The sequence below is a fragment of the Cellulomonas sp. KH9 genome (genome assembly GCF_900114185.1).
GTDB lineage: Bacteria > Actinomycetota > Actinomycetes > Actinomycetales > Cellulomonadaceae > Cellulomonas.
The window spans coordinates 669,469-687,699 of record NZ_FOSE01000002.1 but is presented as its reverse complement, the minus strand read 5'-3'; the positions used below and the strand labels follow the sequence as shown (position 1 = coordinate 687,699).

Genomic DNA, 18,231 nt, shown 5'->3' with positions numbered 1-18,231 from the left:
CTCAGCGGTGCTCGGGCGTCGTCGCGGGCTCGGCGTGCGTGCCCGTGGGGGCCAGGCCCGGCTCGGCGCGCCGGCGACGGCCCACGACCACGGCACGCACCAGCGCGAGCACGACGAGCGTCAGCGCGGCCACGCCCCACGGGGAGCCGGCGGCGAGCGACAGGGCGCCCCAGACCGCGCCGATCCCGACCGTGCCCCAGATGACCGCCCACATGGCGGCACCGGGGATCGACGCGAGCGTGAAGCGCAGGTAGGGCATGCGCAGGACGCCGGCGCCGACGAACACGGCCGTCTGGATGCCGACGGTGACGTACGCGAGCGTGACCGCGATCCAGCCCCACCGGTGCACCAGCGCCACCCCGCGCCGCGCCGACGGTGTCGACGCCACCCGGGTCGTGCGCTCGACGACGCGCTGCCACCAGCGGGGGCCGTGGCGCCGCTCGCCCTCGAGCCGGGCGCCGCGCTCGACGCCGCGTCCCGCCCAGTACGTGAGGTGCGACCGCGCCATCACGATGCCGAACAGGCACACCAGCGCGACCGCGACGGGCATCCCGTCGAGGCCGTACTCGGCCAGCACCTGCGGCGACGTCATCCCTCGATCGTACGTCCGGCGGCGGGGCGTCTCACCGGCCGGTGGTCCCGGTCCCGGCCGGCGACCCGGGTGCGGACCCGGGTGCGCAGTCCGGGTCCGTCGCGGGCACGAGCACGTCGTCCGACACGTCCGGGTGCGGGTCGCGCCCGGCGGCGCGGCGCCGGGCCACCAGGGGGTGCGCGACCGCCGCCGCCGCGTACAGGCCGATCGCGAGCACGACGATCGTCGCGCCCGGCGGCACGTCGTTCCAGTAGGTGATCAGCAGGCCCACGACGCTCACCGCGACCCCGATGCCGCTCGCGAGCAGCATCGTGCGGCCGAACGAGCGGGAGAGGATCTGGGCCACCGCGACCGGCACGATCATCAGGGCGCTGACGAGCAGCAGCCCCACGACGCGCATCGAGATCGTGACCGTCAGCGCGGCGAGCGCGGCGACGACCATCGACAGCGCCCGCACGGGCAGCCCGCTGGCGCGTGCGAACTCCTCGTCGTGGCTCACCGCGAACAGCGCCCAGCGCAGACCGACGCCGACCACCAGGACGAGCACGGCCAGCGCCGCCGTCCACCAGAGGTCGCCCGTCGAGACCGTGGAGATCGACCCGAACAGGTAGCTCATGAGGTTCGCGTTGGTGCCGCCCGCGACCTTGATGAGCAGCACCCCGCCGGCGATGCCGCCGTAGAACATGATCGCGAGGGCCAGGTCGCCGCTCGTGCGGCCGCGCTCGCGGACCAGCTCGATGACGACGGACCCGACGAGCGCGGCGACGACCGCACCGGGTACCGCGAGGGAGTCGGCGGGGGAGACCGCCGCCCAGCTGCCCACGAGCCAGCCGAGGGCCACGCCCGTCAGCGCGACGTGACCGATGCCGTCCCCCATGAGCGCCATGCGGCGCTGGACCAGGAACGTGCCCACGACGGGGGCCGCGGCACCGACGAGCACGGCCGCGACGAGCGCACGCTGCATCAGCGGCGAGGCCAGCAGCGTGAGCACCTGCTCCCACCCGGTCACGGCGTCACCTCCAGCGTCAGGTCGGGGCCGTCGGTGGGCGGCTCGGGGTCGGCGTGCGGGTGCGTGTGGTCGTGGCCGGCGTCGCCGTGCTCGCCGCGGGCGGGCGGTGGGGGGCCGTCGTGCACGACCTGCCCGTGCCGCAGCACGACGGCGCGGTCGATGAGCGGGGCGAACGGGCCGATCTCGTGCAGGACCACGACGACGGTGGTCCCCGTGTCGCGCAGGCGGGACAACGTGTCCACGAACGCGCGCTGCGTGGGCAGGTCGATCCCGGACGTGGGCTCGTCGAGCACCAGGAGCCGGGGCTCGCGCACCAGTGCACGGGCGATGAGCACGCGCTGCTGCTGGCCGCCAGAGAGCTCCTGCACCCGGCGGTCCCGCAGGTGCGCGACCCCGAGCGCGTCGAGTGCGGCGAGCGCCCGCGGTCGCCGGTCGCGGGGCGGGCGCAGCCGGCGACCGTGCAGCATCCCCGAGACGACGACCTCGAGGGCGGTGGTGGGGACGCCCCCGGCCGCGGCCATCCGCTGCGGCACGTACCCGACGCGGTCCCAGGGCACCCGCGGCCCGAGCGGTGCACCGAGCAGCTGGACGGTCCCCGACACGTGCGGGACGACGCCCAGCAGTGCGCGGACCAGGGTCGACTTGCCGGACCCGTTGGCGCCGAGCAGCGCGAGCACCTGGCCGGTGGGCACCGCCAGGTCGACGCCGCGGACGATGGGCTGGCCGCCGAGGGTCACGTGGACGCCGACGGCCTCGATCGCGTTCACGAGCAGGACAATGCCACGCGCAGGGCGTCGAGGTTGGCCTCGGCGATCGAGAAGTAGTCCTGCGAGTCGTCCGTCACGCCCTCGATCGGGTCGAGCACGGCCGTCTCGACGCCCAGGTCCGCGGCGAGGGTCTGCGCGACCTTGGGCGACGCGAGCGTCTCGAAGAAGATCGTCGTGACGCCCCGGTCGCGGACGACGTCGCCGACCTCCCGCAGCCGCGCCGGCGACGGCTCGGACTCCGGGTCGATGCCCGAGATGCCGACCTGCTCCAGGTCGTAGCGGTCCGCGAGGTAGCCGAAGGCCTCGTGCGAGGTGACCAGCACGCGGCGCTCGCAGGTGGCCAGGGCGGCGGTGTACGTCTCGTCGAGGTCGGTCAGGCGGTCCACGAGCGCGTCGGCGTTGGCCCGGTACGTCTCGGCGCCGTCGGGGTCGATCTCGGACAGCGCGTCGGCGACCGGCCCGGCGAGGGCGGCCAGGCGCGTCGGGTCGAGCCAGAAGTGGGGGTCGAGGCCGTCGTGGTCGTGCCCGTCGTCGGCGTGCTCGTCGTCGGCGTGCTCGTCCTCCGCGTGCCCGTCGTCGGCGTGCTCGTCCTCGTGCGTCGCGGCACTGTCGAGGTCCGCCCGGTCCGCCGCGTCGACGACGTGCTCGGGTGCGGTCTGCGCGACGGCGTCGTCCACGGAGGGCTGGAAGCCGGACTGGTAGACGACGAGGTCCGCGGCGTCGAGGGCGGCGACCTGCGCGGGTGACAGCTCGACGTCGTGCGGCTCGGCGCCGGGCGGGGTCAGGGAGTCGACGTCGATCCGGTCGCCCCCGACCTCCTCGAGCACCATCTGCAGGGGGTAGAAGGACGCCAGCGCCCGCACCGTCCCGTCGTCGCCGGCCGTGGACGCGCACGCCGACAGCGCGAGGACGGGCGCGGTGAGTGCGGCGAGGAGGGCGGGGCGACGGTGATGCGGGGACATGAGACCGATTCTCAATCCTGTCGAGAACCGTTGTCAAAACAGCGACCCGACCGGAGACGTGTGCGGCACCCTGCCGGGCGACCGATAACCTGGGCTGCTGTGCCCCGCGGCACCCAGCCGCGGACGTCCTCGACCCAGGAGAAACCCACCGTGGCTGCCGCACCGTCCCGTCTCGACTCCGTCGTCTCCCTCGCCAAGCGCCGGGGCTTCGTGTTCCCGAGCGGTGAGATCTACGGGGGCACCCGCTCCGCGTGGGACTACGGACCGCTCGGTGTCGAGCTGAAGGAGAACATCAAGCGCCAGTGGTGGCGCGCGATGGTCACGAGCCGCGACGACATCGTCGGCCTCGACTCCTCGGTGATCCTGCCGCGCCAGGTCTGGGTCGCGTCCGGCCACGTCGGCGTCTTCACCGACCCGCTGACCGAGTGCCTGTCGTGCCACAAGCGGTTCCGTGAGGACCACCTCGTCGAGGAGTTCGAGGAGAAGAAGGGCCGCGCGCCCGAGAACGGCCTGGCCGACATCGCGTGCCCCAACTGCGGCACGCGCGGGCAGTGGACCGAGCCGCGCGACTTCAACATGATGCTCAAGACCTACCTCGGCGCGGTCGAGGACGAGTCCGGCCTGCACTACCTGCGGCCCGAGACCGCGCAGGGCATCTTCGTGAACTTCAAGAACGTCTACACCGCCGCCCGCATGAAGCCCCCGTTCGGCATCGGGCAGATCGGCAAGTCGTTCCGCAACGAGATCACGCCCGGCAACTTCATCTTCCGCACGCGCGAGTTCGAGCAGATGGAGATGGAGTTCTTCGTCGAGCCCGGCACCGACGAGACGTGGCACCAGTACTGGATCGACACCCGCACCGACTGGTACGTCGACCTCGGCATCGCGCGCGAGAACCTGCGCCACTACGAGCACCCGGCCGAGAAGCTGTCGCACTACTCCAAGCGCACGGTCGACATCGAGTACAAGTTCGGCTTCACGGGCAGCGAGTGGGGCGAGCTCGAGGGCATCGCCAACCGCACCGACTTCGACCTCGGCACGCACTCCGAGCACTCGGGCCAGGACCTGTCGTTCTTCGACCAGGCCAAGAACGAGCGCTACGTGCCGTACGTCATCGAGCCGGCGGCCGGCCTGACACGCTCCCTCATGGCGTTCCTCGTCGAGTCGTACACCGAGGACGAGGCGCCCAACACCAAGGGCGGGGTCGACAAGCGCACGGTCCTCAAGCTCGACCCCCGCCTCGCCCCGGTCAAGGCCGCGGTGCTGCCGCTGTCGCGCAACGAGCAGCTCAGCCCGAAGGCGCGCGACCTCGCCGCGGAGCTGCGCAGGAACTGGAACGTCGAGTTCGACGACGCCGGGGCGATCGGCCGCCGCTACCGCCGCCAGGACGAGATCGGCACGCCGTTCTGCATCACGGTCGACTTCGACACGCTCGACGACCAGGCCGTGACGATCCGGCACCGTGACGACATGTCGCAGCAGCGCGTCGCGCTCGACCAGGTCACCGGCTACCTCGCGCAGCGCCTCGTGGGGGCCTGAGGCGCCGCACGACCGCGGGCCCGGGTGCTTCGGCGCCCGGGCCCGCGGCTGTTCGTGGCCGGCGGTTCGTGCCCTGCTGTCCGTGCCGGCTCGTCCGCGACGGGTCGTGACGCCCGACGTGCCGGCGTCCGGTCAGGCCCGCACCTCGGGAAGGATCCGCAGCACCACCGCGCCGCGCTTGCGGCCGGTGTCGACGTAGCGGTGGGCCTCGACGACGTCCTCGAACGCGTACGTCCGGTCGACGACCGGGCGCAGGGTGCCCTCGGCCGCGAGCCGCAGGAGCTCGGTGAGGTCGGCGGCCGACGTCGGCAGGTCGCCGGTGACGGCGCGGACGCCACGGAGCCGGGCGAACGGTGCGCCGATGGTGCCGGCCAGGTCGGCGACGACGAGCAGCAGCGTGCCGCCGCGTCGCAGCACGCGGCGGGCTCGGGCGAGCGGCAGCGTGCCGACGCAGTCGACGACGACGTCGACGCGCCGCCCCAGCGCCGTGACGTCCTGCGTGAGGTGGTCGACGACCTCGGTGGCCCCGAGCGAGCGCACGAGGTCGGCGTTCGGTGCGCTGCACACGGCCGTCACGCGTGCGCCGCGGGCGGCGGCGAGCTGGACGACCATCGTCCCGACGGCGCCCGACGCACCGTTGACGAGCGCCTCGGTGCCGGGGCGCACGTCGGCGCGGCTCAGGAACTTGTGGGCCGTGAGCCCGCCGAAGACCAGCGCGACCGCCTCGTCGAGCCGCAGGGCGTCGGGCACGTGCGCGACGACGCCGGACGCGGGCACCCGCACGAGCTCGGCGTGGCCGCCGAACCCGGACCCGGTCGCCGCGACGACGCGGTCGCCGGGGCGGAACCCCGTCACCCGGGGGCCGGTGGCGGCGACGACGCCGGCGACCTCCATGCCGAGCACCTGCCGACGCGGACGGCGGAAGCCGACGACGGGGCCGGCGAGCACGCCCATGCCGCGGGGCAGGTCCCGTGCGCGCAACCGGTGGTCCGCGACGCTCACGTCCGAGGCGTACGCGCGGACGAGCAGGTCGTCCGGGCCTGGCGTGGGCACCGGGACGTCGGCGAGGCGGACCACGTCCGGCCCGCCGTAGCGCTCGTGCACCGCGGCGCGCATGCGGGGGCCGGCGCCGGGGGCTGTCGGTGTCGTGGGGTCGCTGCGGTGGGGCGTGGTCGGCACGGTCGCCTCCGGGCATTCGAGCCTTACGACGTAAGGCTTACGCTGTAAGGGTCGCACTCACGGTGCGGCGCGTCAACGGTCCGGCCGGGACGGTGAGAGGGTGGTGGCGTGGTCGAGGCTCCCGTCGCCGACGCGTCGCGTCCGCGCCTGACGCGTGAGCGCGTGCTGCGCCGTGCCGTCGACATCGCCGACGCCGCGGGCGTCGAGGCCCTCACGATGCGACGCCTGGCCGACGAGCTCGGCGTCGAGGCGATGTCGCTGTACCACCACGTGCGCGGCAAGGGCGGCATCCTCGACGGCGCCGTCGAGCTCGTGCTCGACGAGCTGGCCGCCGCAGCCGACACGAGCGCGGTGCCGGCGCAGGACGGCGGGTGGCGCGCGGCGGTGCGTGCCCGGCTGCTCGCCGCGCGCACGGTCATGCTGCGTCACCCGTGGGCGCCGGACGTCATGGCGGCGCGCAGCGTCATGACCCTGGGCGCGGCACGGCACGTCGACGCCGTCGTCGGTCTCATGCGTGACGGCGGGCTGTCCTACGACCTCGTGCACCACGGGCTGCACGCGCTGGGCAGCCGGATGTTCGGCTTCAGCCCCGAGATCGGCGAGCCCGATGCCGGTGACCAGCAGGGCGCCGACGCGCTCGCCGGGATGGCGGAGCTGGTGCCGCACCTCGCCGCCATGCTCGCCGAGGTCGCGCACGACGACGCCTCGACGCTCGGGTGGTGCGACGACCAGGCCGAGTTCGAGTTCGGTCTCGACCTCGTCCTCGACGGCCTCGACCGTCTCGCCCGCGGCTCGTCGGCCGCAGGCGACGGGCGCGGCTGAGGACGTCCGCCCGCTGCGGTGTCAGCGCACGGACTCCCGTTCCGGGCGCGCGTCGCGGCCTCCACCTCCGCGGGCGCGCCCCCGGGGTGGTCGCGCCCACCCCCGGCGAGGAGGTCCTCGAGGCCGGGCGGGGTTGGGGGGGACAATGGACCCGTGCCCGAGACGACCACGACCCCGCACGGGACCCCGCAGCCGGGTTCCGCCGTCCTCCCGCCCCTGCGGATCGGCCCGATCACCGTGGACACGCCCGTCGTGCTCGCGCCCATGGCCGGGGTCACCAACGCCGCGTTCCGTCGGCTGTGCCGCGAGTCCGGCGCCGGGTTGTACGTCGCGGAGATGCTGACGAGCCGCGCGCTGGTCGAGCGCAGCCCCGAGTCGTTCCGCATCATCGCGTTCGAGCCGGACGAGGTGCCGCGCTCGGTGCAGATCTACGGCGTCGACCCCGCGACGGTCGGCGCAGCCGTGCGCCTGCTGGTCGAGGAGGACCGCGCCGACCACATCGACCTCAACTTCGGCTGCCCGGTGCCCAAGGTGACCCGTCGCGGCGGGGGAGCGGTGCTGCCGTGGAAGCGGGACCTGTTCGCCGGGATCGTCCGTGCCGCGGTGGACGCCGCGCAGCCGCACGGCGTGCCCGTGACCGTCAAGATGCGCAAGGGCATCGACGAGGACCACCTGACGTACGTCGAGGCCGGCCTGACGGCACAGGACGCGGGCGTCGCCGCCGTGGCCCTGCACGGGCGCACCGCGGCCGACTACTACTCCGGCACGGCCGACTGGGACGCGATCGCCACGCTCAAGCAGGCCGTCACGGACATCCCGGTGCTCGGCAACGGCGACATCTGGTCGGCCGAGGACGCCCTGGCGATGGTCGCGCACACCGGCTGCGACGGGGTCGTCGTGGGGCGCGGGTGCCAGGGCCGGCCCTGGCTGTTCGCGGACCTCGCGGCGGCCTTCGCGGGCTCCGACGAGCGGATCCGCCCGGGGCTGGCCGACGTCGCGCGCGTCATGCGCCGGCACGCCGAGCTCATGGTCGACCACTTCGGCGAGGAGTCGAAGGCGCTGCGCGAGATGCGCAAGCACATGGCGTGGTACCTCAAGGGCTACGTCGTCGGCGGGGAGCTGCGCGCCCAGCTCGGGCTCGTGTCGTCGCTGGCCGAGCTCGACGACCTGCTCGCCCGGCTCGACCTCGACCAGCCGTACCCCGGCGACGCGGCCGAGGGGCCGCGGGGCCGTGCGGGCTCGCCCAAGCGCCCGATCCTCCCGTACGGGTGGCTCGACTCCCGCGAGCTGTCCGACGACTTCCGGCGGGACCTGCACGAGGCCGAGCTGTCCGTCTCGGGCGGCTGACGCACCGGTCGTCCGTCTCGCCGCGCGCGGACGCCCACGGGCCTGCAGACTGCAGCCCGTGCGGACGATGGGTGTGGAGGAGGAGTACCTGCTGGTGGACGCCGCGGGCGTGCCCACCGGTGTGGCCGAGGCGGCGGTGCGCGCCCACGAGCAGGGCGGTGGGGAGGCTGCCGACGAAGGGCCCCCGGGCGGGGGCCTCGAGAAGGAGCTGCAGGAGCAGCAGGTGGAGACGGGCACGCACCCGTGCCTCGAGCTCGACGAGCTGGCGGTCGAGGTCCGGGAGGGGCGCGCGCGGGCGTCGGCGGCCGCGCTGCAGGCAGACGGCCGGCTCGTCGCCGTCGCGACGTCCCCCATGTCGGGCCCGACGACGCTCTCGCGCGGCGCCCGCTACGAGGCCATGGCGAAGGCGTACGCGCTGACGGTGCGCGAGCAGCTCACGAGCGGCTGCCACGTGCACGTCTCGGTGGCCGACGACGACGAGGGCGTCGCGGTCCTCGACCGCATCGGCCCGTGGCTCCCGGTGCTGCTGGCACTGAGTGCGAACTCGCCGTACTGGCACGGCGAGGACACGGGGTACTCCTCGATCCGGTCCCAGATGTGGAACCGGTGGCCCACGGCGGGGCCCACCGCGCCGTTCGGCACCGCCGACGCGTACCGGCGGGCGGTCGCGGGCCTCGTCGAGTCGGGGGTGGCGCTCGACCCGGCGATGATGTATTTCGACGCCCGGCTGTCGCCGCGGTACCCCACGGTCGAGATCCGGGTGGCCGACGTCTGCCTGCGGGCGGACGACGCCGTCCTGGTGGCGGCGCTGTGCCGTGCGCTGGTGGAGACGGCAGCGCGGCAGGCCGCCGACGGCGTGCCGCCGTCGCACGAGCGCGTCGAGCCGCTGCGCGCCGCCACGTGGCGGGCGGCGCGGTCGGGCCTCGGGGGCGACCTGCTGCTGCCGCCGTTCATGACCCCGGTGCCGGCGCGGGACGCGGTCGCGCAGATGCTGGACCACCTGCGCCCGGCGCTGGTCGACAGCGGCGACCTCGCCACGGTGCAGGACCTCCTGGCGCGGCTGTGGCAGCGGGGCACCGGCGCCGACGAGCAGCGCGCGTGGGCCCGGGAGGGCGGCCTGCCGGCCGTCGTCGAGAACGCCGTGGCGGCGACCGTCGCCTGACGCACGGACGGCCCGGTCGGCAGCTGCCGACCGGGCCGTCCCGCGTGCGTCAGGGCAGGCGCAGCCAGACCGTCGTGGCCGCCGGCAGGACCCCGTCGCCCAGCGGGCCCGAGGCCAGCAGCACCTCGGCGTCCCGGGGCAGGGGCACGTCGACGTCGTCGAGGTTGGCCAGCACGACGACGTCCCCGTTGCGGAACGCCAGCACGTGCTCGCGCGCCGGGGTGTCCAGCCACTGCAGGCCGCCGGCACCGAGGTTCTCGCTGCGACGCAGCCGCAGCGCGGCGCGGTACAGCTCGTAGGTCGAGCCCTCGCGCCCGCGCTGGCGGTCGACGGCCAGGTCGGCGAACTCCGGGGGCTGCGGGAGCCAGGTCGCACCGGTCGGCGAGAATCCGAGCCCGGGGGCGTCGCCTGCCCACGGCAGCGGCACCCGGCAGCCGTCACGGCCGCGCTCGGCGCCGCCCGTGCGGAAGAACGCCGGGTCCTCGCGCAGCTCGTCGTCCAGCGACGTGTGGTCCGGCAGACCCAGCTCCTCGCCCTGGTAGACGTACGCCGACCCGGGCAGCCCGAGCATGAGCAGCGACGCGGCACGCGCGCGCTGCAGGCCCAGCTCCGCGTCCGGCTGCTCGTCGTCGTGGCCGATGCCGTTGGGCCGGTGGGTCGGGTCGTCGAGCCCCATGCGCGACGCGTGGCGCACGACGTCGTGGTTCGACAGCACCCACGTCGTGGGTGCCCCGACGGCGTCGTTGGCCTCGTACGAGGCGGTGATGACGCGCCGCAGCGCCGGCGCGTGCCACCCCGCGGCGAGGAACGCGAAGTTGAACGACTGGTGGGCCTCGTCCGGACGCACGTAGCGCGCCAGGCGGCTCAGCGGCTCGACCCACGCCTCGGTGACCATGGCGCGGTCGCCGTCGTACGTGTCGAGGATGCGGCGCCACGCGCGGTAGATCTCGTGCACGCCCTCCTGGTCGAACATCGGGCCGTGGTTGCCCGAGCCGTCCACGGCGTCGACGTCCTGCGACGCGTCGGTGCCGTCGATCATCGCGACGTGCCCGTCCCAGTCCGGCAGGCCCGGCGCCTTGACCATGCCGTGGGCCACGTCGACGCGGAACCCGTCGACGCCCCGGTCGAGCCAGAACCGCAGCACGTCGGCGAACTCGGCGTGCACCTCGGGGTTGTCCCAGTCGAGGTCCGGCTGCTTGCTGTCGAACAGGTGCAGGTACCACTGGCCGGGCGTGCCGTCCGGGTCGGTGGTGCGCGTCCACGCGGGGCCGCCGAAGATCGACTCCCAGTTGTTGGGCGGCAGCTCGCCGTGCTCGCCCTTCCCGTCACGGAAGTGGTACCGGGCGCGCTCGGGCGACCCGGGACCGGCCGCGAGGGCCGCCTGGAACCACGCGTGCTCGTCGGACGTGTGGTTCGGCACCAGGTCGACGATCACGCGCAGGCCCAGCTCGTGGGCGCGGGCCACGAGGGCGTCGGCGTCCGCGAGCGTGCCGAAGAGCGGGTCGACGTCGCGGTAGTCCGCCACGTCGTACCCCGCGTCGGCCTGCGGCGAGCGGTAGAACGGCGAGAGCCAGACCGCGTCGACGCCGAGCTCGACGAGGTGGTCGAGATGGGCCGTCACACCGGGCAGGTCGCCGATGCCGTCGCCGGAGGCGTCCGCGAACGAGCGCGGGTAGACCTGGTAGATGACGGCGTGGCGCCACCACTCGGTGCCCGTGTCGGGGCGGTGGGCGACGAGGTCGGGGGTGAGCGCCGTGAGGGTCACGGATGGCCTTCCTGAGGGGGTGCAGGGCAGAGGTGCAACAGGGTGGTGCGGGTGGTCGCGGGCGCGCGGAGGCGCCCGGACGCGGGGCGCGGCCGCTCAGCGTGCGGCGGTCGCGACGGCGCCGGTGTCGTCCGTGGCGGGCGGGGCGCTCGCGGGCGCGGTGCCCGTCGACCCGCGTACGACCAGCTCGGGGTGGAACAGCATCTCGGTGCGCGGGGCCGCGCTCCCGGTGATCTCGGCGACGAGCGCCGACACGGCCGCGTGCCCCATCGCGGGGACCGGCTGCCGGACGGTCGTCAGCGGCGGGTCGGTGAACGCGATCAGGGGCGAGTCGTCGAACCCGACGACGGACACGTCCTCGGGCACGCGCAGCCCCAGGGAGCGCGCGGCGCGTACGGCACCGAGGGCCATGAGGTCCGAACCGCACACCACGGCGGTGTGCCCGGACTCGAACAGCTGGGTCGCGGCCGCCCGGCCGCCCTCGACGGTGAACAGGGTGGACACGACGTGAGCCTCGGGGTCGGTGACGCCCAGGCGCTGCTCGATGAGCGCGGCGAAGGCGTCGCGCTTACGCTGCGAAGGGACGAACCGCGTGGGTCCGACGGCCAGTCCGATCGCGCGGTGACCGAGGGAGTGCAGGTGGCGAAGCGCCTGATCCATCGCCGCGGTGTCGTCGGTCGACACGGCCGGCGCGTCGACGCCCTCGGCGTACCCGTTGACGAGCACCAGGGGGACGCCCCGGCCGCGCAGCCGGTGGTAGCGGTCCTTGCTGGCCGTGGTGTCGGCGTGCAGGCCGGACACGAAGACGATGCCGTCCACGCCGTGGTCCATCAGCAGCTCGATGTACTGGTCCTCCGTGGTGCCGCCGGGGGACTGGGTGCACAGGAGCGGGGTGTACCCGCGGTCGCTGAGCATGGTCTCGATGACCTGGGCGAAGGCGGGGAAGACGGGGTTGGACAGCTCGGGGACGATGAGCCCGACGAGGCCGGCGGAGCGCATGCGCAGCTTCTCGGGCCGCTCGTAGCCCAGCATGTCCAGGGCCGTCAGCACGGCCTGGCGCGCCTGGGCGGAGACGCCAGGCTTGCCGTTGAGCACGCGCGACACCGTGGCGGTGCTCACCCCGGCCTGCTCGGCCAGGTCCGTGAGTCGTGTGCGCACAGTGGGCAGCGTAGTCGGGGCCACCGGACCTCCTCGTCCCGTCGCGCGGCAGATCGGCGCGGCCTACGTGAAACTGGAACCTGAAAGTTACCGTAACGACTTGCAAGGGGGGCTGCAACGCGCATACCGTTTCGGCAACGGCCGACAACGGTGATGCGCCGGACGTCGGGCAGGTCGAACGACACATCAGGAGACAACAAGATGCGACGAGGCATCCCGGCCGCTGCGTTCACGCTCGGCCTCGCGCTGACGCTCACGGCGTGCAGCGGTTCCAGCGACGAGCCCGCGGGCGACGCCACGACCGGTGGCTCCGCCGGCTCGGGCGACGCGCTCGTGGTCTGGGTCGACGAGACCCGGCAGGCCGCGGTCGAGCAGGCCGCCGAGGCGTTCGAGTCCGAGAACGACGTGGACGTCGACGTGGTCCTCAAGAACTTCGAGGACATCCGCGCCGACTTCCTGGCGCAGGTCCCCACCGGTGAGGGCCCCGACATCACGGTCGGTGCGCACGACTGGCTCGGCGAGTTCACCACCAACGGCGTGGTGGCCCCCATCGAGCTCGGCGACAAGACCGCCGACTTCGAGGAGGTCGCGATCGAGGCGTTCACGCAGGACGGCCAGGTCTACGGCCTGCCGTACGCGATCGAGAACGTCGCGCTGATCCGCAACACCGCGCTGGCCGCCACGGCACCGGCGACGTGGGACGAGGCGATCGCCGCGGGCCAGGCCGCCGGCACGCTGTACCCGTTCCTCATCCAGACCGGGACCGAGGGCGACCCGTACACGTACTACCCGCTGCAGACGTCCTTCGGTGCCCCCGTCTTCGTGCAGAACGACGACGGCTCCTACTCCACGGAGCTGGGCATGGGCGGCGCGCCGGGTCAGGCCTTCGCGACGTGGCTGCAGACGCAGGGCCAGGCGGGCGTCCTGTCGACCGACATCACGTACGACATCGCCGTCGAGGCGTTCAAGAACGGTGAGTCGCCGTTCATCATCGGCGGCCCGTGGATGATCGAGCAGTTCGGGGACCTCGAGCTGTCGATCGACGCCATCCCGTCGGCAGGCGGCGAGCTCGCCCAGCCGTTCGTGGGTGTGCAGGGCTTCTACGTGTCGGCGCAGAGCGAGAACGCGCTGCTCGCGAACGACTTCCTCGTCAACTACATGGCGACGGACGAGGCGCAGCTCGCGCTCTACGAGGCCGGCAACCGCCCGCCGGCCCTGAAGTCGGCGGCCGAGCAGGCGTCGGCGGACCCGATCACCGCCGGCTTCGCGGCCGTCGGTGCCGAGGCCGTGCCGATGCCGTCGATCCCCGAGATGGGCTCCGTCTGGGCCTTCTGGGGCGTCACCGAGGCGAACATCATCTCCGGCGCGGCCGAGCCTGTGGCCGCCTGGGACAAGATGATCGCCGACATCCAGGGAGCGATCGGGTCCTGACCCGACACGGGCCGTACCGCGGGCGTCGTCCCGCGGTACGGCCGACCCGGTCCGCGGACCGTCCGCGGGCCACCCGTCCCGGCGCACCGACGCGCCGACCGACTGCACGGAAGGCGCGCGATGGCCACGCACCCCACCCTCGCCGGTGACACCACGGACCCCACCGGGGCCGCGGGCGGACCGACCCCCGGGTCCTCCGGTCCCGTGGTGGCCGACCACGGGCGTCGGCCGCGGGAGCCGTTCCGCATCGGCGTGCTCGTGAAGATCGCGCTGATGGCGGTCGTCAACGCGCTCGGCGTCTACGGGATCCTCGCCGCCTGGCGCGAGGGTCACCTGGGGATCCTCGCGTCGATGGTCGTGCTGGTCCTCGTGGCCGACTGGGTCTACTTCTCCCGGCGCACGCTGCCCCTGAAGTACGTGCTGCCCGGCCTGGCGTTCCTGCTCGTGTACCAGGTGTACGTGGTCGGGTACACGGGCTGGGTCGCGTTCACCAACTACGGGGACGGGCACAACTCCACCAAGGAGCAGGCCGTCGAGGCGCTGCTCATCCAGAACGAGCGCCGCGTCGAGGGCTCGGCCACCTACCCCCTGACCGTCGTCGAGCGGGGCGGGCAGCTCGGGTTCGCCATCGTCGAGGACGGCGAGGCGCAGGTCGGCACGGCCGAGGAGCCGCTGCGGGCGGACGACGCCGCGACCATCGACGACGGCCGCGTGACCGAGGTCCCCGGTGCCACCGTGCTCAGCCGGCAGGAGGTCCTGGCGCGCCAGGGTGAGGTCACCCAGCTGCGGGTCCCGCTGTCCGACGACCCGGAGGACGGCTCGATCCGGACGCAGGACGCCCGCACCGGCTTCGTGTCGCTGCCGTCCCTCGAGTGGGACCCCGAGGCCGACACGATGACCGACGTCACGACGGGCACGGTGTACCGCGCCACGTCGGACGGCACGTTCCGCTCCGACGACGGCCAGCAGCTGAACGTCGGCTGGCGCGTCATGGTCGGCCTCGACAACTTCAAGACCGCCTTCGCGGACGAGCGCTACGCCGGACCGTTCGTGAAGATCCTGGTCTGGACGTTCGCGTTCGCGATCCTGTCCGTCGTCTCGACGTTCCTGCTCGGGCTGTTCCTCGCCATCACGTTCAACGACACGCGGCTGCGCGGGCGCAAGATCTACCGGACGCTGCTGATCTTCCCGTACGCGATCCCGGGGTTCCTCGCCGCGCTGCTGTGGTCCGGCATGCTGAACCGGTCGTACGGCTTCATCAACCAGGTGCTGCTCGGGGGAGCGGCGATCCCGTGGCTCACGGACCCGTGGCTGGCCAAGCTGTCGGTCCTGGGGGTCAACCTGTGGCTCGGCTTCCCGTACATGTTCCTCATCTGCACGGGCGCGCTGCAGTCGCTGCCCGCCGACGTCCTCGAGGCGGCCAAGGTCGACGGGGCGAGCGCGGCGCGCACGTGGCGCTCCGTGACGCTGCCGCTGCTGCTGGTGTCGACGGCGCCGCTGCTCATCTCGTCGTTCGCCTTCAACTTCAACAACTTCACGCTGATCTACATGCTGACCAAGGGCGGACCGCGGTTCCCCGACGCGTCGGTGCCGCTCGGCCACACCGACATCCTCATCTCGATGGTGTACTCCGTGTCCGGGCTGGACGGGACGGCGGCGAAGAACTACGGGTTGGCGTCAGCGCTGTCCATCGTGATCTTCGTGATCGTCGCGACCATCTCCGCGATCACGTTCAAGCGGACGAAGCAGTTCGAGGAGATCAACTGACATGGCCACCACCGACGTCACGCTCCCGCACCGCACCTCCTCGAGCGCGGCGCAGCCGCGCATGCGTCCCGCCCGCTGGTTCCGCGAGCTGGGGTGGCGGCACGTCATCGGCGTGCTCTTCGTCCTCTACGCCATCTTCCCGATCGTCTACGTGATCTCGGCGTCGCTCTCCGAGGGCGGGACGCTGACCGGCTCGAACGACCTGTTCTCCTCCGTCAGCACCGCGAACTACGAGGCGCTCGGCGGCACGCTGTTCTGGACCTGGCTCGCCAACTCGTTGCAGATCGCCATCGCGACCGGGATCGGCACGGTCCTCATGGGAGCGGCGGCCGCCTACGCCTTCTCGCGCTTCCGGTTCACCGGGCGGCGTGCCGGCCTGACGGCCCTGCTGATCATCCAGATGTTCCCGCAGATGCTCGCGTTCGTCGCGATCTTCCTGCTGCTGATCGCGCTGGGCAACGTCGTGCCGGCGCTGGGCCTCAACAGCAAGCTGGCCCTGATCGCGGTGTACCTGGGTGGTGCGCTCGGCGTGAACACGTTCCTCATGTACGGGTTCTTCAACACCGTCCCGCGCGAGCTGGACGAGGCGGCGAAGATCGACGGCGCGACGCACGCCCAGACGTACTGGACGATCATCCTGCGCTTGGTCACGCCGATCCTGGCCGTCGTCGCGCTGCTGTCCTTCATCAGCACCTTCGGTGAGTTCATCATCGCGCGGCTCGTGCTGCAGTCGGAGGCGAACTGGACGGTGGCCGTCGGCCTCTACGGCTGGGTGTCCGCGCTGCTCGAGGCCAACTGGGGGCTGTTCGCCGCCGGTGCCGTCATCTCGGCACTGCCCGTGCTCGTGCTGTTCCTCTTCCTGCAGAAGTACATCGTGGGCGGGCTGACGGCGGGCGCCGTCAAGGGCTGAGCACACCCGGGGGCGGGCCGTCGACATCTACGCTGGGCACGTGACCGCACTCGACCACCTCGCCCCCGACGTCGACGGGTACGCCGACGCCGACCGGGAGCGGTGGGTGCACGAGGGGGTCAAGTCGCGCGAGCGCACGCCGTTCGAGCGCGACCGGGCCCGGCTCGTGCACTCCTCGGCGCTGCGGCGGCTCGGTGCCAAGACCCAGGTGCTCGGCCCGTCCTCGGACGACTTCGTGCGCACGCGCCTGACGCACACGCTCGAGGTGGCGCAGGTCGGCCGCGAGATCGGCAAGGCGCTGGGCTGCGACCCCGACGTCGTCGACAGCGCGTGCCTCGCGCACGACCTGGGCCACCCGCCCTTCGGGCACAACGGCGAACGGGCGCTGGCGGACCTGGCACGCGGCATCGGCGGCTTCGAGGGCAACGCCCAGACGCTGCGGCTGCTCACGCGGCTGGACCCCAAGGTGGTCGCCCCCGACGGGCGGTCCGTCGGGCTGAACCTCACGCGCGCCAGCCTCGACGCGTCGGTCAAGTACCCGTGGCGCTACGGGCAGGGGCCGATCAGCCCCGCCAGCGGGCGCCCGACCCACAAGTTCGGGGTGTACGAGGACGACCTGCCGGTGTTCGAGTGGCTGCGCGCCGATGCGCCTGCGGGTCGCAAGTGCCTCGAGGCGCAGGTCATGGACCTGGCCGACGACATCTCCTACTCCGTGCACGACGTCGAGGACGCGGTCGTCGGGGGCCGGCTCGACCTGGGCGTGCTGACGCGCCCGGACGAGCGGGCGCGCGTCGTGGAGGCCGTGGACACCTGGTACGGGGCCCAGGTCACCGGCGCCGAGCTCGAGGCCGCGATGGACCGCCTGGTCGCCGCGCGGCTGTGGGAGGCGGGGTTCGACGGCTCGCGCCGCGCGCTGGCCGTGCTGAAGGACGCGACGAGCCAGCTCATCGGCCGGTTCGCCAAGGCCGCCCAGCAGGCCACCCGGGCCCGCTACGGCGACGGTCCGCTCACCCGCTACGCCGCCGAGCTCGTCGTGCCGCACGACACGCTCGCGGAGATCCTCGTGCTCAAGGGCCTGGCCGTGGCGTACGTCATGGCGCCCCGGGAGCTCGAGCCGCTGTACCAGCGCCAGCGCGAGATCCTCACCGACCTCGTGCACGTGCTCGCCGACCGTGGGCCGGACGCCCTGGAGCCGCCGTTCGCGGCGGACTGGCGCGCGGCCGACGACGACGCCGGTCGCCTGCGCGTCGTCGTCGACCAGGTCGCCTCCCTGACGGACGTCTCGGCGGTCGAGGTGCACGGCAGGCTGGTGCACCCCCCGCGCCACTGAGCCGCCGTCAGTCGCCCGCGTCCAGCGGCCACACGGGCCGGACCTCGATCCGCCCGGCGCGGGCCATGGGGTGCGCGGCGGCGACCGCCACGGCCTCGTCCAGGTCCGCCGCCTCGATGACGTCGTACCCCGCGATGTGCTCGCGGGTCTCCGCGAACGGCCCGTCGGTCAGGACGACGCGGTCGCCCCGGCGGCGGACCGTCGTGGCCGCCTCGACGGGACGCAGCCGGTCACCGTGCCGCCACACGCCGCGGGCGTCCACGTCGGCGCCCCACTGCTCGATCGTCAGGTCGTCGGGTGCGGGCTGCTCACCCTCAGGGTCGGTGCAGATGAAGAGCAGGTACTCCATGTCGGCCTCCTCGTGGCCGGGCGCAGGTCGCCCGTCACCGCCATGACGTGCGGCGCGCAGGACATTCGACACCATGCGGACGCCCACCGCGAGGGGCGTCGCGGACCACGTCCGGGCACGTCCCGTGGACGCCTAGAATCAC

16 protein-coding genes are annotated in these 18,231 nt (G+C 73.4%); 8 read left to right on the top strand and 8 right to left on the bottom strand.

The features are described 5' to 3' along the window. Nucleotide 1: 1 nt before the first annotated feature. From BMZ16_RS09185 to BMZ16_RS09170, 4 genes are read right to left on the bottom strand one after another with little or no spacing between them, the layout of a single operon-like run. A complete protein-coding gene (locus BMZ16_RS09185; RefSeq protein WP_089799626.1) occupies nt 2-592 on the bottom strand; it encodes a DedA family protein in 591 nt (196 codons plus the stop codon). A 31-nt stretch (nt 593-623) separates the two neighbouring features. After that, nucleotides 624-1,601: a metal ABC transporter permease gene (locus tag BMZ16_RS09180; protein WP_255366483.1), complete on the bottom strand. Its 978-nt coding sequence runs from the start codon at nt 1,599-1,601 to the stop codon at nt 624-626. Continuing rightward, nucleotides 1,598-2,368: a metal ABC transporter ATP-binding protein gene (locus BMZ16_RS09175; RefSeq protein ID WP_089799624.1), complete on the bottom strand. Its 771-nt coding sequence runs from the start codon at nt 2,366-2,368 to the stop codon at nt 1,598-1,600. Before BMZ16_RS09175 ends, BMZ16_RS09180 begins: the two co-directional genes overlap by 4 nt. Then, nucleotides 2,365-3,330, bottom strand: a complete 966-nt coding sequence (locus BMZ16_RS09170; protein WP_089799622.1) for a metal ABC transporter substrate-binding protein — start codon at nt 3,328-3,330, stop codon at nt 2,365-2,367. The genes BMZ16_RS09175 and BMZ16_RS09170 overlap by 4 nt, the downstream gene beginning before the upstream one ends. Nucleotides 3,331-3,480: 150 nt before the next feature. On the opposite strand from BMZ16_RS09170, the gene BMZ16_RS09165 reads away from it, so the two are divergent. Further along, the gene (locus BMZ16_RS09165; protein ID WP_089799621.1) at nt 3,481-4,869 is read left to right on the top strand and encodes a glycine--tRNA ligase; all 1,389 of its coding nucleotides are present in this window, start codon (nt 3,481-3,483) and stop codon (nt 4,867-4,869) included. A 132-nt stretch (nt 4,870-5,001) separates the two neighbouring features. Here the strand turns inward: BMZ16_RS09165 and BMZ16_RS09160 are convergent, their stop codons facing one another. Further along, nucleotides 5,002-6,048, bottom strand: a complete 1,047-nt coding sequence (locus BMZ16_RS09160; RefSeq protein WP_218143340.1) for an NAD(P)-dependent alcohol dehydrogenase — start codon at nt 6,046-6,048, stop codon at nt 5,002-5,004. A 108-nt stretch (nt 6,049-6,156) separates the two neighbouring features. Here BMZ16_RS09160 and BMZ16_RS09155 point away from each other — a divergent pair, with 108 nt between their 5' ends. The 3 genes from BMZ16_RS09155 to BMZ16_RS09145 all read left to right on the top strand — a co-directional run bounded on the left by BMZ16_RS09155 (nt 6,157) and on the right by BMZ16_RS09145 (nt 9,379). Further along, nucleotides 6,157-6,870: a TetR/AcrR family transcriptional regulator gene (locus tag BMZ16_RS09155; protein ID WP_255366481.1), complete on the top strand. Its 714-nt coding sequence runs from the start codon at nt 6,157-6,159 to the stop codon at nt 6,868-6,870. Nucleotides 6,871-7,023: 153 nt separating this feature from the next. Further along, a complete protein-coding gene (gene dusB, locus BMZ16_RS09150) occupies nt 7,024-8,217 on the top strand; it encodes a tRNA dihydrouridine synthase DusB (RefSeq protein ID WP_089799617.1) in 1,194 nt (397 codons plus the stop codon). Between the two features lie 67 nt (nt 8,218-8,284). Continuing rightward, nucleotides 8,285-9,379 (top strand): carboxylate-amine ligase, encoded by a 1,095-nt coding sequence (locus BMZ16_RS09145; protein WP_177199652.1) that lies wholly within the window; start codon nt 8,285-8,287, stop codon nt 9,377-9,379. Between the two features lie 49 nt (nt 9,380-9,428). Here BMZ16_RS09145 and BMZ16_RS09140 read toward each other — a convergent pair whose 3' ends face one another. Together BMZ16_RS09140 and BMZ16_RS09135 are read right to left on the bottom strand one after the other, a co-directional pair. Beyond that, complete coding sequence (locus BMZ16_RS09140; protein ID WP_089799613.1) at nt 9,429-11,144, bottom strand: glycoside hydrolase family 13 protein; 1,716 nt, start codon at nt 11,142-11,144, stop codon at nt 9,429-9,431. Nucleotides 11,145-11,240: 96 nt separating this feature from the next. Next, nucleotides 11,241-12,302 (bottom strand): LacI family DNA-binding transcriptional regulator, encoded by a 1,062-nt coding sequence (locus BMZ16_RS09135; RefSeq protein ID WP_255366480.1) that lies wholly within the window; start codon nt 12,300-12,302, stop codon nt 11,241-11,243. Nucleotides 12,303-12,503: 201 nt separating this feature from the next. Between BMZ16_RS09135 and BMZ16_RS09130 the strand changes: the two genes are divergently transcribed. From BMZ16_RS09130 to BMZ16_RS09115, 4 genes are all read left to right on the top strand, one after another. Further along, nucleotides 12,504-13,733, top strand: a complete 1,230-nt coding sequence (locus BMZ16_RS09130; protein ID WP_089799608.1) for a sugar ABC transporter substrate-binding protein — start codon at nt 12,504-12,506, stop codon at nt 13,731-13,733. Nucleotides 13,734-13,853: 120 nt separating this feature from the next. After that, nucleotides 13,854-15,500, top strand: coding sequence for an ABC transporter permease subunit (locus BMZ16_RS09125; RefSeq protein WP_089799606.1), 1,647 nt, complete (start codon nt 13,854-13,856; stop codon nt 15,498-15,500). 1 nt (nt 15,501) lies between these two features. Then, complete coding sequence (locus BMZ16_RS09120; protein WP_089799604.1) at nt 15,502-16,410, top strand: sugar ABC transporter permease; 909 nt, start codon at nt 15,502-15,504, stop codon at nt 16,408-16,410. Between the two features lie 40 nt (nt 16,411-16,450). Then, on the top strand, nt 16,451-17,740 hold the full coding sequence (locus BMZ16_RS09115; RefSeq protein WP_089799602.1) for a deoxyguanosinetriphosphate triphosphohydrolase: 1,290 nt from the start codon (nt 16,451-16,453) through the stop codon (nt 17,738-17,740). Between the two features lie 7 nt (nt 17,741-17,747). On the opposite strand, the gene BMZ16_RS09110 is transcribed toward BMZ16_RS09115, so the two are convergent. Continuing rightward, nucleotides 17,748-18,164 (bottom strand): YciI family protein, encoded by a 417-nt coding sequence (locus BMZ16_RS09110; protein ID WP_369822513.1) that lies wholly within the window; start codon nt 18,162-18,164, stop codon nt 17,748-17,750. Nucleotides 18,165-18,231: the final 67 nt, after the last annotated feature.